At 78.0% G+C, this 14,361-nt stretch carries 9 protein-coding genes; 5 read left to right on the top strand and 4 right to left on the bottom strand.

Features of this window, described 5'->3' with window-relative positions:
• Nucleotides 1–16 precede the first annotated feature (16 nt).
• The 5 genes from ACIOHG_RS18345 to ACIOHG_RS18325 all read left to right on the top strand — a co-directional run bounded on the left by ACIOHG_RS18345 (nt 17) and on the right by ACIOHG_RS18325 (nt 7,318).
• Nucleotides 17–541, top strand: coding sequence for a PadR family transcriptional regulator (locus ACIOHG_RS18345; RefSeq protein WP_400951529.1), 525 nt, complete (start codon nt 17–19; stop codon nt 539–541).
• 193 nt (nt 542–734) lie between these two features.
• Complete coding sequence (locus ACIOHG_RS18340) at nt 735–1,892, top strand: AAA family ATPase (protein WP_400951526.1); 1,158 nt, start codon at nt 735–737, stop codon at nt 1,890–1,892.
• A gap of 50 nt (nt 1,893–1,942) precedes the next feature.
• A complete protein-coding gene (locus ACIOHG_RS18335) occupies nt 1,943–2,500 on the top strand; it encodes a hypothetical protein (RefSeq protein ID WP_400951523.1) in 558 nt (185 codons plus the stop codon).
• The gene (locus ACIOHG_RS18330; protein ID WP_400951520.1) at nt 2,497–4,272 is read left to right on the top strand and encodes a hypothetical protein; all 1,776 of its coding nucleotides are present in this window, start codon (nt 2,497–2,499) and stop codon (nt 4,270–4,272) included. Before ACIOHG_RS18335 ends, ACIOHG_RS18330 begins: the two co-directional genes overlap by 4 nt.
• A gap of 97 nt (nt 4,273–4,369) precedes the next feature.
• The gene (locus tag ACIOHG_RS18325; protein ID WP_400951517.1) at nt 4,370–7,318 is read left to right on the top strand and encodes a bpX6 domain-containing protein; all 2,949 of its coding nucleotides are present in this window, start codon (nt 4,370–4,372) and stop codon (nt 7,316–7,318) included.
• Between the two features lie 7 nt (nt 7,319–7,325).
• Here ACIOHG_RS18325 and ACIOHG_RS18320 read toward each other — a convergent pair whose 3' ends face one another.
• Genes ACIOHG_RS18320 through ACIOHG_RS18305 form a run of 4 tightly spaced genes read right to left on the bottom strand, consistent with a single transcriptional unit; the run spans nt 7,326 to nt 14,345 of the window.
• Entirely contained in the window at nt 7,326–10,685 is a 3,360-nt protein-coding gene (locus tag ACIOHG_RS18320; RefSeq protein WP_400951514.1) for an SAV_2336 N-terminal domain-related protein, read from the bottom strand.
• 3 nt (nt 10,686–10,688) lie between these two features.
• Nucleotides 10,689–11,783, bottom strand: a complete 1,095-nt coding sequence (locus tag ACIOHG_RS18315) for an AAA family ATPase (RefSeq protein WP_400951511.1) — start codon at nt 11,781–11,783, stop codon at nt 10,689–10,691.
• A complete protein-coding gene (locus ACIOHG_RS18310; protein ID WP_400951508.1) occupies nt 11,780–13,960 on the bottom strand; it encodes a hypothetical protein in 2,181 nt (726 codons plus the stop codon). The genes ACIOHG_RS18315 and ACIOHG_RS18310 overlap by 4 nt, the downstream gene beginning before the upstream one ends.
• A gap of 31 nt (nt 13,961–13,991) precedes the next feature.
• Nucleotides 13,992–14,345, bottom strand: a complete 354-nt coding sequence (locus ACIOHG_RS18305) for a trypco2 family protein (protein WP_400951506.1) — start codon at nt 14,343–14,345, stop codon at nt 13,992–13,994.
• Nucleotides 14,346–14,361 lie beyond the last annotated feature (16 nt).

The raw sequence follows: 14,361 nt of genomic DNA, 5'->3' as shown, positions 1-14,361 counted from the left end.
GAAGGCGGTCGGCCGCGTGCTGGAGCTGTCGATTCTGGGTTTCCTCTGCGAGGAGCCCCTGCACGGCTACGAGGTGAAGGCCCGCATCCTGGGCCTCAACGGCCACATCCGCCCGATCAGCGACGGCGCGCTCTACCCGGCCATCACCCGGCTGGTGAAGGCCGGCCTGGTCGAGCAGCGCACCGAACCCGGCAGCGGTGCGGCGCCCCGGCGGGTGCTCTCCCTCACCGCAGCGGGCCGGGCCGCGCTGCAGGACCGACTCCGGGTGCCCAAGGACGTCGACATCACCGACGGGCAGCGCTTCTTCACGCTGCTGGCGTTCCTCCGGCACCTCCCCGACCGGGCGGAACAGGCCGCGGTCCTCCGCCGCCGACAGACCTTCCTCAACACTCCGGCGAGCTTCTTCTACCGCGACGGCGAGCCGGTGCGCGCCGAGGAGGCGCCGGACCTCTTCCGGCAGGGCATGCTGCGCGTCGCCCGCGCGACCAGTACCGAGGAGAAGCGCTGGCTGGCCGAGGCGATCGCGGCCCTGGAGGACTGAGGCCGGTCCCGGACAGATACGCGCCGGTCCCGGGCGGATGGGTGCCGACCCCGGGCGGATGGGTGCCGACCCCGAGCGGGTGCGGGCCGGTCCCGTCGTCCGGCCACGGGTCCGAGTGGGGTGGCGCGGATCACCGGGGCGATCATCAATTCGGATGGTGTGCCCGGCGTTCTGGCACGTAGGCTCCCGGGTCGTGAACGACTTCTGGGACGCGGGCCTGACGGCGGATGCGAAGCGGGTGGGCGAGGCGGTGGCCGTCGCCGGGGCCGGGACGGTGGACCGGGAGGTACTGGCCGAGGTGGTCGCGCTGTGCGCGGTCGCCGGGGAGCACCTGCTGGTGGTCGGGGCGCCCGGCACCGCCAAGTCCGAGGTGGTGCGGCGGGTCGCGGGGCAACTCGGCGGCCGGTACTTCGAGTGCCTGCTGGGCCGGTTCACCGAGCCGAACGAGCTGTTCGGGTCGGTCGACCTGGCGCGGCTGCGCGAGGGACGGGTCGAGTACGAGACCGGGGGCATGCTGCCGGAGGCGGAGATCGCCTTCCTGGACGAGGTGTTCCTCGGCTCCACCGCCGTGCTGAACACCTTGCTCGGCCTGCTCAACGAGCGGGTGTTCCGGCGCGGCGCGACGGTGCTGGACAGCCCGCTGCGGGTCTGCGTCGGCGCGGCCAACGGCCTGCCGGAGGACCCGGCGCTGGAAGCCTTCGCGGACCGCTTCCTGGCCCGGCTGTTCGTCGAGCCCGTCCCGGACGACCGCCTGGAGGACCTGCTGGAGGCCGGGCGCCGCCCCGCGCCCGCGCTCCCCGAGGGCCCCGGCCTGGTCGCGTCGCTCGACCGGCTGGCGGCCGCCGCCCGGCGCTGCACGCTCGACCGGATCACCCCCGAACTCGCCACTGCTGTACGGCGGTTGCGGGCAGCTGGCATCCCGCTCAGCGACCGGCGGGTGGTCCGCTCGCAGCGGCTGGTCGCCGCCGCCGCGACCCTCGACGGGCGCACCTCGGCCGCTTCCCGCGACCTGTGGGTGCTGCCGCTGATCGCGCCGACCGCCGACGCCCAGGCACTGGCCCGGAACACCCTCGCCGACCTGGTCGGCGACGCCGCCAACGCCGGACTCGTCTACGCCGCCGAGGAGTTGTCGCGCGGCCCGCGGGCCCGGGCCGCCCGGCTGGCCCGGGTCGGCACCGAACTGCTCGCCGAGACGGCGACCCCGGGCCGCGACCCCGGCGCCACCCCCGCCGACCTGCGGCTGCGCCTGGAGGCGACCCTGCGGGAGATCGACGCCTCCTTCGAACCCGCCGACCTGCCAAAGGAGTTGGCGGAGGTCCGGGAGCGGCTGGTCGCGGCGGTCCGACCGTGACCGCTGCCGGGACCGCCGGGACATCCGCCTCCGGGGCCGGGGCCACTGCCATGACCGGTGCCGCGCCCACCGCCGGGGCTGCCACCGGGGCCGCCGTCGGGCTGGACTGGGAGCGGTGCGAACCGCCGCTCGCGCCCGTCGCCGTGGTCGGGCTGGGCCCGGCCGTGCCCGCGCTGGCGGCGGCGGCCCGGCAGCGGATGGCCGCCGGGACGGTGCTGCGGGCGGCGGCGGACGGGGACGCACTGGTGGTGCTCGGCGACGCCGGGGACCTGCCGTGGGCCGCGGACGTCCGCTACCTGGGCTGGGACGGCGGTGTCCTGGTGCCGACCACGGCCCGGCCGCGCCCGTCCGCCGCGCTCTGGCGGGACGCCCTGACCGGCCCCGGCACGTCCGCGCCCTTCGACCACCCCCTGCTGGTGCTGCTCCCGCCGAACCTGGTCCTCACCGCCGAACTGCCGACCCGCCCGGCCGACCCGGCTGCTCTGGCTGCTCTGGCTGCCCGGGCCACCACGGCCGCGCCGGCGGCCCCGGCCGCGCCCGCCGTTCCGCACCAATGCCCGGGCCCGGAGACGAATCCGGTGACGGCCGACGGGCGGGACGGCCGATGAGCCCCGCCCCGGCCGCCTCCCCCGCCTCCCCCACGCCTCCCGCCTCCCCCTCTCCCTCCCCTGCCGGGCTGCTGCCGGCCGCCCTCGCGCCGTGGGCGCCGCACCTGTCCGCGCTCACGCCCGCGCTGGCCTCGGCGCTCGGCCCGCTGGTGCGCGGGGTCGACGCGCTGATCGCCGAGCGCGAGTCGCGCACCGCGACGGACGGCGAGCCGGACGGCTGGGGCGGGCTGGCTCGGCGCGGCCGACCGGACCGGTTGCGGCCGGCCGAGTGGCTGCTCGCCCAGGAGCTGCCCGAGGAGTTCGTCCGCCGCCACCAGGACGGCGAACTGCTCTACCTGGCACCGGAGTTCCGAAAGCCGGGGCGGACCGGCCGGGTGGTCGTGCTGGTCGAGACCGGGCCGCGGGCGGCGGGCGCGGCCCGGCTGGTGCAGCTCGCAGCGCTGGTCGCGCTGCGGCGGCGGGCGGCCGCCCGGGGCACCGAGCTGGTGCTGCACGTGCTCGGGGACCCGCCGGCGGAGGTGCTGACGGGCGACCTGCCCGAGCTGCTGCCGCAGTGGCTGGCGGCCCGCCGGGCCGCCGACCCGGACGCCGCGGCGGTGGCCGGGGCGCTGGCCGCACTGGCCGCGCCCGACGAGGCCTGGCTGCTGACCACGCCCGAGCTGGCCGCGCAACTCCCCGACCGACTCCCCGACCGACTCCCCGCCCAACTCCCGGGACAGCGCCGCACGTTGACCGCCGAACCGGTCGGCTGGGGCGCGGGCGGGGCGACCGGGGTCCGGATCGTGCTGCGCGGATCCGTCAGCGAACTCCCGCTGCCCGAAAGCGGGTTGACGGTCCGGGCGCTGCGCGGGGCGGAGTTCGCCCGGGCCCCGGGGCAGGCCGTCACGGCGGCCGAGGTGTTCCGGCTGCCGGTCTTCAACAGTGTCGCGTCGACCCTGCTGGCGCGCGGCGCGAAGCCCGGCCAGCTGGCCGCCACCCGGCTCCGCCCGGACGCGCCCGGCTCTCCGGACCGGGGCCGGGCCCGGGTGCACGGCCTCGGCCTGCCCGTCCTCGCCGCGGCGCAGTACCCGCGCCGCCTGATCGTCCTGGTCCACCACGGCGGAAAGCTCCTGGTCAAGGTGGTCGGCCGCCCGCTCACCCCGGCCGAGTGGGTGCCGGTGGACGCGCTCCGGCTCGGCCTGGACCGGGCCGAACTGGCGGCGATGGAGGCGGGCCCGATCCTGCCGCTACTCCGGGGCGACGGCAGCGTCACGGTGCCGCTGACGGGGCGCTGGTGGACGCTCACCGCCGACGGCGGAGTGTCGAGCGACGGCCCCCTCGCGCCCCGGAACACCGCTCTCAACAGTGCGCGTTTCCGCTGGGCGCACGAGCCGCGCCTGTACGGGAACGGCCTGCCGCCCGAGGCCGCCGGGGCGCCGCACCGGGTGTTCGCCCCGGACGCGGTCGCCTGGTCGCAGGACGGCGAGCACTGGTTGGCGGCCCACCGCACCGGCGGGACGGTCGAGTTGACGGTGCCCGCCGGGCACGAGCCGATCGGCCTGGTCGGCCGGAGCGGCGAACTCGCCCTGGTCACCTGCTCCACGGCCGGTCTGCTGGTGCGCAGCGTCCGCCCGGGCAACTCCCGTACCCTGAGCAGCCTTTCCGGTGGTCGCAGCGCGCCCGTGGTGCACCCGAGCCTGCCGCTGATCGTGGCGGAGCCGGAGGCCGGCCGGGTCGTGGTCGGCGACGCCTTCACCGGGAAGATCCACACCCGGATCGGGGTCGCGCCGTGAGCCGCGCCGCATTCCGCGCCCACAGCGCCGTTCCTCCTTCCCCCGCACGGCCGTTGCCGCCGTCCGGCCCGTCCCGATCCACCTCCGGGAGCACGACGTGACCGCCACCGCCGCCGGCCGCCACCGCGCCTCGGTCGACGCCGCCGGCTTCGTCCTGGACGCTCCCCTGCTCGGGGCCGACGAGGCCGCGTCCCGGGCGCTGCGGTACTGGCAGGACGGCGCCCGGCTGACCGAACTCCCCTGCGGCTCCTGGCTGCTGCAGCTGGCCGAGCCGGTCTCGGGGCGGGCCGACCGCGGCCCGGGGCTGCCGGTGCTGGCGCGCTCCGGCAGGCTGGTGTCCCTGGACCTGCCGGACGGGGACACCGGCGAGGACGAGAACGAGAACGAGGGTGGTGGCGCGGAGGTCGCCGGGTACCTGGTGCGACTGCACCACGGCGTCCGGGAGCGGCACCGGCTCGCCGACCTGCCGCCCGTCCCGCTCGTGCACCGACTCGACCTCGGGAACCTGACGGTCCGTCACCTCACTTCCCTGGCGCGGGAACCGGAGCCGGAGCCGGTGGTGGAGGCGCTGCTCGAAGTGCCCCGTCCGGACCTCCGGGCGGCGGCCCGGGTCCGGCCCGCCTCGGAGCGCGCCGTCCGGGCCCGGAGCACCGATCCGGGCGCGGCCAGGGACCGGGGGGTCCGGCCGGGGTCGCTGCGCACGGCGGGCCTCGCGGTGCTGCTGCTGGCGCTGGGCTGGAAGTCCGCCTCGCTGTTCGGGGCGTCGACCGGACCGGCGCTGGCCATCGCGGCGGTGTACGCCGTGCTCACGATGACGGCCGCCGGCCTGGCCGCGGCCCGCCGGGCCCGGGCGGTGGCCCCCACCGACGGGACGGCCGCAACGCCCGGAGCGCGCCCGGCGCGCGGGACGGCCCCCGGCACCCGACCGGGCCTGTTCCACCGACTCGCCCGGCTCGCCCGGCTCCGGCGCCCGAGCCGCACCACGAGCCGGGCCCACGGCACCGATCGGACCCGCGGCACCGGCCGGACCCGTACTGCCAGGCCCGCGCGCCCCCGGCTGGCCGCCCTGACGGGGCTGCTCTCCGCGCTGGCCCTGCGCACCCCGGCCGACCGGCTGATCCGGGGGCGGCACGTCCGCTACCTGAACGACCTGACCGGCGCGTTCCGGCGGCGCGACTGGGACGAGGCGCTGCGGGAGGCGATGGCGCTCGGCGGGGAACGGGGGCCGGACGGCCCGTCCTGGCTGAGCCTGGCGCTGCCCCGGCGCCGGACCGGACCGCTCCGGCCGAGCCCGGCCCAGGGGTCGACGGGGGCGTTCTCGGCGCTGTCCGGGCCGACGGTGCACCAGCACCTGACGGAGCTGTACCGGAACGCGGCGGAGGCGCTGGAGCGGGAGGGCCGGATCGACGAGGCCGCGTTCGTGCTGGCCGACCTGCTGACGGCCCCGGCCGAGGCGGTGGCGCTGCTGGAGCGGCAGCGCCGGTACGCCGACGCGGCCGCGCTGGCCGAAGGGCGCGGCCTGGACGCCGAGTTGGCCGTCCGGCTGTGGTGGCGGGCGGGTGAGCGCGACCGCGCGGTGCGGCTGGCCGAGCGGCACGCGGCGTTCGCGGTGGCGGTGCGGCGGCTGGCGGAGGTCGTCCCGGACGAGGCGCTCCGGCTCCGGGAGGCGTGGGTGCGCTCCCGGCAGGCGGCGGGCGACCGGATGGGCGCGGTCGAGGCGGCCTGGCCCGAGGAGCGGCTGCGGCCGCTGGTGGTCGGGGACCTGCGGGACGCGGTCGCGCTCGGCGGCACCGTCCGGGCCCGGGCGTTCGCCCATCTGCTGGCCCTCGGGGCGGGCGCGGCCTGCGCGCCTCCGGTGCGCGCGATCCTGGCCGGCACCGAGCCCGAACTGGCCGATCAGCGCGCCGAATTGGCGCTGTCGATCAGTCGTCTGCCGGGCCTCGACCCGGTCCTGGACCGGGAGGTGGCGACCGCGGCGGCCCGCGCGGTGGTGCGGGACGGCGGCTTCGGCCCCGACCTGGACGCCCGCAGCGGCCGGGAGGCGTTCCGGTCCCTGCTGGAGCGCGCCGACCCGCTCGCGGCGGCCGACCTGCGCCCGCCGGCCGCCCGGCCCGCCCCGGGGCCGCTGGGCACCGTGACGGCGGACGGGCTGCCGGGCCGGCTGCGGCTGTCCGACGCGGTCGCGCTGGAGTCCGGGGGCGTGCTGGTGGCCTGCGGGCAGGCGGGCGTCCGGCTGCTCGGCGCGAACGGCCGCACCAGGGCCCGCTGGGACGTCCCGGCGGACCGGCTGGTGGTCGCCGACCACGGCGGCACGGTGCTGCTGGTCGCCCGCTACGGGCGGGCCCGTGAGCTCTCCCGGCTGGACCTGGCGACCCGCACCGTCCGGCCGTGGACGGTGCTGCGCGGCGGCGAGCCGCTGCCGTCCTTCGACGGCCGGCTGCTCACCGTGGTCGAGGACCGCGCGCTCACCGTGTACGACACGCACGCGGACCGGCCGACCGTGCTCTGGCGCGAACTCGGCTCCGGAACCGTCCTGTTGGCGCCTCCGGCCCGCACGCCGGGCAGCACCGCGGCGCTGGTCGCCACCGGCGCGCTGTTCGAACGCTGGCGCTGGGACCAGCCGGACTGGCAGCTGCGCTCCCGGCTGCGGGTGGTGGACCCGGAGCCGTCGAGCGCGGTGCTGGCCGACGGCAGCGTGCTGGTCCTGGAGCCGGACGGGCACCGCTGGACGTTGGCCCGCACCAACGAGAACGGCACCTTCCGCCGTCCACTCCCGGCCTCCACCGAGGAGCCGGTCCTGCTCGCCGACGGCGACCTGTGCGCCGTCGCCCTGGCCGCCCCGGACGGCAGCACGACCGTCCAACTCGCCCGCGGCACCGGCCTGGACGTCCTCGCCCAGCTGCGCTTCCCGGCCGCCGAGCCGGCCGACCTGGCTCTGCGCCACCACCCGGGCACCGCGACCGTCCGCCACCGCGACGGCCGCCTGCTCGCCCTGACCGACGACGGCACCCGGCTGCTCGCCAACCTCCGCCTCACCGAAGGCTGATGGTCCGTCAATTCCCTTGCCCAGAAGCCCGGTCAAGCCACTGGCCGACCTGGTGGGCGCGGCGGATCGCCTCCTCGCCCGGGGGGTCGGGGGTCGCGGCGAGGTCGCGGCGGGCCTCCTCGGCCTCGTCGTGCGCCGTGCGGGCCTCGGCGTGGTTGCCGACGGTGGCGAGGCGGACCGCGAAGTTGTCCAAGGCGACGGCGAGTTCGGCCAGCGCGGGGGCGGGATGCCGCCGGACGGCCAGCCGGTAGAGGCTGACGGCGTCCAGCGCCGCGTCCACGGCCTCCGCCGAACGCCCTTCCGCCGCAAGCCGGTTGGACAGGGCGTGGAAGGCCCGGGCGGTGTCGGCGGTGTGCGCGTGCGGGTGGGTTCCGGGCAGCTGCTGGTAGAGGGTCACCGCCTCGGTGGCGGCCACGAGTGCTTCGGCCGACCGGCCGGCGTCGGCGAGCAGGTTCGACAGGTTGGCCAGGGTCAGCCCGAGGCCGGGGTTGTACGCGGCCGGGTCCTGCGCGCACGCCTCCCGGTAGCGCTGCACCGCCTCGACGGCGGCGTCCAGGGCCTGGGTCGGCCACCCGGCAGCGCGGAAGCGCACCGCCAGGTTGTTCAGCGCCCGAGCGAGTTCGGTCCCGGCCGCCACGGTGCCTTCGTCGCGGGCGACCTCGCGGAGCAGGAAGACCGCTTCGATCCCGGCGGTGCACGCGGCCTGCCACTGTCCGGCCTCGGCCTCCCGGTCGGCGAGGAGGTTCAACGCCCTTGCCAGCAGCGGGCGGTGCAGGCCACTCGGGTCGTCCGAGTTCCGCAGCAGCTCCACCTCGCGCCGGGCGGCGGCCACCGGATCGCTCCGATGTCGCGCCGTCGACCGCTCCAGGATCGCGCGGTCGAACGCCTCGACCAGGTCCTGCGCGGTCGGCCGGGCCGACTCCCCGCTGCCCAGGCAGCGCCACAGGGTGTCGGCCAGCCACGGGGCGAGGCCCGAGGCGTCGAGTTCCGCCCGGAGCGCGCGGTCGGGCCCGATCTCGTCCCACCGGTCGACGGCCAGGGCGATCAGCAGTGCGCCTGCCACGGTCGCCTCCCCGCGCGCGGTCGGCCGGCGGTCCGTCTCGCTCCGCTCGCCGGAGGAGGTCTCGCCCAACTCGTAGAGCCGGTTGCGCCGGTGCGCGGCCCGGTACGGGCTGTGCTGCCCGTCCACCGAGGCGGTGATCCAGCCGATCAGCCGGACCTCGTCATCGGCCACCAGGACGTTCTGCGGCGTCAACGAGCCGTGCAGCAGGCCGAGTTGGTGCGCCCGGCTGACTGCGGCGGCCAGCGAGCGGCCGATCCGCAGGTACCGGTCGAGGTCCGGCGGACCGCCGTCGTGCGCGCAGAGGCCCTGGAGGTCGAACACCGGTCCACCGTCCCCGGCCTGCACGAAGGAGGCCGCCAGCCACGGGGCCTGCGACTCGTAGTTCCAGGAGACGTCGAGCAGTCGGGGCGCGCCGACGCCCGCCAGCCGCCGCAGGCAGGTCGCCTCGGTGCGGATCAGATGGTGGGCCTGCTCCGGGTCGGAGGCGAGCAGCCGGTCGGCGGCCCGGACCGTGGCCAGGTCGCCGTCACGGTCCCGGGCCAGGTAGAGCCCGAGGTGCGGCCAGCCGTGGTCGCTCCGGGCGATCAGCCGGAACCCGCCCAACTGCCGTGCTTCCTGGGCCCGGAGCGGCCGCCAGCCCGGCGGGAGCACTTCCTCCCGAGTGGCCTGCGTCTGCTCCGGCGAGGGCGAGGGCGAAGGCGAGGGTGGGGTCGCCGGGGGGACGCCGAGGCGGTGCAGCAGGCGGTCGGTGAGCCAGCCGAAGGACGGGGCGCCGGCCGTGGTGGGGGTCGGGCCCTGCGGGTGGCCGACCCAGGCGGGGAACTCGGCGGAGCGTCCGAGGGTGGTCTCCAGCCGGGTGGCGACCGCGTCGGCGGTGCGCAGCAGTTCGTGCGGGGCGACCGCCGCGAGCAGGCCGCGCCGGATCGGCGGGGCGAAGTCGAACAGGCGCTGGTGGGGCGGCGGTTCCGGCTCCCCGGAGTCCACCTGGTGCATCAGGCCGCCGAGGAAGACCTCGGCGAGGTGGCCGCTGTCGACCGGTGCGCCGAGCGCCGCACGGACCAGCCGCATCACCGGTGGGCTGACCGGGGCGACGGCGGCGAGGTGCGCGGCGAGCCGGTACGCCTCGGGGGACGCCGCGTCCCGGAACCGCAGTACGGGGTCGTCCGGCTCCGCCCCGGCCTGACGGGGGCCGTCGGGGGTGCCGGGGCCGGGGTCCGGGGCGTCCTGCCAGAGCGGGAGCAGCGCGCTGGCGCCGGGTGCGGCGAGCAGGTGCGCCCAGGCGGCGAGGGCGGCGGGCGAGGGTTCGAGGACGGGGACCGGGACGGCCCGGTACTCGGCCAGGGCGGCGGGCAGGACGGGGTCGGCGACCCGCCAGTGCGCGGTCGGGCCGCCGCGCCGGTGCGAGCGGACCCGCCAGGGGCGGGCGGCGATGCCGGAGCCGCGCCACAGCCGGGTGGGCAGGGCGTGCACGAGGGCGGTCGGGCCGCAGTGCGCCCAGCGGTCGACCGCGGCCCGCATCCGGCCGTCCCGCCAGGCCGGTCCGACGCCGTCGCTGACCACCAGCACCAGGGTGGTGCCGGTCGGGTCGGCGAGGACGGCGAGCGGCAGTTGCGGGCCGCCGGTGCGGTAGGGCCGGGCGGTGAGCAGCGGGGCCCGGTCGCTGCGGCTGTCGAGCCCGTACACCCGCACGTCGCGGAACGCGCCCGCGCGCTGCAGCAGTTTCCGCAGGTCGGAGGCGATCCGCTGCCACAGCACCATGGACAGGCCGTCGTCGACGACCAGGGCCAGTGAGAGCCAGCGGCTGCGCCGGGGCCGGGAGGCCGTCACGGGCAGGCCGGTCTCGGCCATCGCGGCGACCGTGCGGGCGAGGTCGAGTTCGGGGCGGCGCGGGTCGGGGAAGCGCTGCCGCAGCGGGCGCAGCGACCGGGCCGAGGCGCGGGTGTCGGCCTCGGCCGGGCGGGCGTCGGGCACCCGGACGCCGAAGGCCCGCGCCGGGGCGGCTTCGGGCTGCTTCCCGGGCGGCCGCGCGGCCCCGGCGGCCGGGTCCGGACGGTCCGCGGGGCGCGGCGGGGCGACGTGCAGGGGGTGTTCGGCCGGGGCGGCGGGAGCGGCGGGTTCCGGAGCAGGAGCGTCGCCGGGCGCCGGGAGTCCCGGGGTGTCCGGGAGGGGGGTCGCGGCGGCGGCCCGGGCGGCGGGGCCGGTGCCCGGGGGCAGCGTGCGGGCGAGCCAGAGCGCGTCGAGGAGTTCCTCCTCGGCGAGCTCCAGCCCGCTGCCCGCCAGGACCTGCCGCAACCGTTCGAGCATGGCTCAGACCGCTCCGCCGAGCTGGTGCAGGACGGCCTCCAGCAGGCGCCCGGCGTCCAGGTCGACGCCGCCGCGGCGCAGGAAGACGGCGTTCAGGAGCTGGTCGGTGGCGAGTTCGCCGGGGGCGCGGCGGCCGAGGAACTCGGCCAGCAGGTCGTCGATGCCGGCCGTGGCGTCCGGGCCGAGGTGGGCCTCGACGATGGCGCGCAGGCGCTGCTCGTCGGGCTCGGGCAGGTCGAGCCGGACGCAGCGGCGCAGGAAGGCGGGCGGGAAGTCGCGTTCGCCGTTGCTGGTGATGACCACGACGGGGAAGGCGCGGCAGCGGACGCGGCCCCGGGTGACGGGGGCGGTCCGGTCGGGGTCGTCGGTCTGCACCTCGACGGGGTGGCCGCGGTCGGTGAGCCGGACGAGTTCCGGCACGGTGAACTCGCCCTCCTCGAAGACCGTGAGCAGGTCGTTGGGGAGGTCGACGTCGCCCTTGTCGAGTTCGTCGATCAGCAGCACCCGGGGGCGTTCGACCGGGACCAGGGCGTTGCCGAGCGGGCCGAGCCGGATGTACCGGCCGACGTCGTCGGCCCCGACGTCGGGGGTGCCCTCGCCCGCGCCGCCCGCTCCCCCGGTGTCGCGGCGCAGGTGGGCCTCGCGGAGGCGGCCGACGGCGTCGTACTGGTAGAGCGCGTCCTGCAGGGTGGAGCGGCTGTTGACGGGCCAGTGCAGGACCCGGCCGAGGTCGAGTTCGCGGGCGATGGCGTGCGCCAGCGAGGACTTGCCGGTGCCGGGGTGGCCGGTGACCAGCAGCGGGCGCCGCAGGTGCAGGGCGGCGTTGACGATGTCGGCCTCGTCGGGGCCGATCAGGTAGGGGCGGGCCGCGGGGGCCGCGTCCGGTCCGGCCGGGGTGAAGCGCCGCCACGGCGGGGGCGGCGGGAAGTCGACGGCGCGGACCGTCCCGTCGCCGTGGAACAGCCGCCAGTCGGCCGGGAGGCCCGGACCGTCCTGGCCCGGACCGTCCTGGCCCGCCGGTTCCTGGCTCGCCGGGTCCTGGCCTTCGGGGTCGCGGCCCGCCGGGTCCTGGCCCGTGGGATCGGTGCTGGTGGTCATCCGGTGTGCGTCCCCTTCCGAGGGTCCCTCAGCTGCAGCGGTTCGGTCTTCGGGCGCCCGTCGACGCTCTCCCAGAGCAGGGTGGGGCGGGCCGGGCCGGGGTCGGGCCGGTTGCGGAACGCGCGGACCCGCTCGGGGAGTTCGGCCAGCGGGCCGGCCGGTTCGAGCGGGCGGAGCCGGTCGGCGTCGGCGTGGCCGGCGGCCTGACGGTCCCACAGGACGACGGGGACGCCGAGCGCCAGACAGTACGTCAGCATGGTGGTGCGCCGCTCGGGCGGGCCGTGCAGCACCACCCGGGCGGTGTCGCGGTGGCCGGTGTCGAGCAGGCCGTGCAGCTGGGCCTCGGTGGCGGTCTCGGGGCCGACCACCAGGGTCGCGGCGCGGCCGTCCTCCCAGCGGCGGCGCAGGTCGGCGTCCCGGCTCTCGACCAGGTCGCCGATCTCGGGGCAGCTCAGCGTGACGCGGTACTCGGCGCCGAGCGGGCGTCCGGGCAGCAGCGGGTGGGGGGCGCCCGGGTTCCACTCGTCGACGGGGAGGCCGAGCGACTCCCGGTCGACCAGCACGGTCACCCAGGGGACGTCGGCGGCCAGGTCGCCGCGGGCGGCCGCGGCCCGGACCTCGTCGCGCAGGCGGCGGGCCACCTCCTCCGGGGTCCGGAGCACCGTCTCGGGCTCGTGCAGGACGGTGCGGCTGCCGTCCTCCCGGGCGAGCAGCACCCGGCAGGTGTACCGCGGCCCGTCCGCCCCCGGAGGACCCGAAGGAGCGGCGGCGGCGAGTTCCAGCACCACCCGGGTGACGGGCGACGGGGCGCGGTCAGCCCAGCGGCGGGCGTCGCCGCGGCGCTCGCCGAGGGCGGTCGGGTGGATGCCGGTGCGCCGCACCACCTCGTCGGACCAGGCGCGCAGTTCGGCGGCCAGCGCGGGGTCGGCGACGGCGGCGGCCGCGTACTCGACGACCTTCACCAGCGCGGGCACCGGCGGGGTGCCGTCCGGTCCGGGGTCGTCGGCGGGCATCTCCTCCAGGCCGGTGACGATCCCGTCCAGGTCGTCGGCCGCCGGGCCGGGGCGGGACAGCGCGGCGGGCAGCACGGCGTGGCGGAGCGCCTCGCGGGAGGCGTGCGCGAGCAGCGCGGGGCTCCGTTCGGCGACGCCGCCGAGCAGGTCGAGCAGGCGGTGGTGCTCACCGATCGAGAGCAGCGGGGCGCCGCGCAGGGCGCGGTCGCGCTGGAGCAGCCGGGCCAGGTCGGCGCGCTGCTGCGGATGGTCGGCGAGGGCTTCGGTGAGGGTGCCGCTGAGCGTGGCGAGGCCGCGCGGGTGGACGCCGACCAGGGCGAGCAGCCGTCCGATCGAGGGCTGTTCGGCGGCGGGGACGCGGTAGCCGAAGGCCGCGGCGAGGGCCCGGTACTGGGCGGCGCAGGCGTCGGTGCCGGGGAGGCAGCGCCACAGCGCCTGTTCGACCTCGCGCTCCCAGCCGGTGTACCGGTCGGCGGGCCGTTCCGGCGGCAGGGCGGCGCCGATCTCGGCCAGCGCGGGCGGGCCGCCGGCGTGCGCGTCGAGGGCGGCCGCGAAGAAGCCGTCCTCCAGGAAGGCGTGCGCGGGGCAGGCCAGCAGGCGGCCGCTGCCGAAGCTCCGGCGCTCCTGGACCACCACGCACACCAGGTGGCCCTCGCAGAACACGGCGGCGCCGGACGCGCCGGACCAGAGCGTCTGCCCGGCCGGCCGGGGGTCGGGCCTGGTGTCCTGGTCGAGGACGTAGCGCCCGCCGCCGCCGGACAGCGGCGGCAGCGTCCCGCGCAGGTACTCGACCTCGCGCTCGGCCCCGTCGGCGGTGCTGGCGGCGGGGTAGCCGAGGCCCTGGTAGGGCAGCGGGTCGCGCCCGACGGGGCGGCCCCAGCGGACGGGGTCCGGCACCTCGTGGCCCCGGTCGAGCAGCAGCAGCGCGACGTCCAGTTCGGGGTGCAGCCAGGCGTCGGCCACCTCGGACGTCCGGGTGCCGCCCTCGTGCGCGTGCCCGATCCACACCTTGATCCGGGCCCGGCGGGTGCCGGTCCCCTTCTCGGCCACCACGTGCCGGGCCGTCAGCACCAGCCGAGGGGCGATCAGGTAGCCGGAGCCCAGGTCGAGCGGGCGGCCGTCGGCCGCGCCGCTGCGGATCAGCGCCAGCCTGCGCGCGTCCATCCTGCTCCCCGTCGGCCCCCGTCGGCGTCCGTCAGTTCCCGGCAGCGCCCGCTCGGGCCGCCGCGTCGTCCTCGTCGCCCCAGCCGCCGGCGTTGCCGCTGTCGCTGACCTCGGGGTTGGCGCCGCCGGTGGCCCGGTCGTGGATCTCCAGCTTCAGCGTCAGCTTGTGCGTCCGGACGCTGCCGTGCTCGCCGCCGAGGCCGACCGTGGCGACGCCGAAGGCCAGCTTCGCGTCGCCCTTGCCGACGTTGCGCAGCTCCAGCAGCAGCTCCAGCTGGGCCTCCTTCACGGTGAAGCCGAACTGCTGGTCGGCGCCGCGCTCCTGCGCCGCGTACAGCTCCTGCCGCAGCTCCTCGATCGCCGCGGCCAGCCCGATCTCCGCCATCCCCTGCCCCCCAGGT

Source organism: Kitasatospora sp. NPDC088134 (genome assembly GCF_044741705.1).
Taxonomy (GTDB): domain Bacteria; phylum Actinomycetota; class Actinomycetes; order Streptomycetales; family Streptomycetaceae; genus Kitasatospora.
The sequence above is the reverse complement of the archived record's forward strand: the minus strand, read 5'-3'. Positions and strand labels throughout refer to the sequence as shown.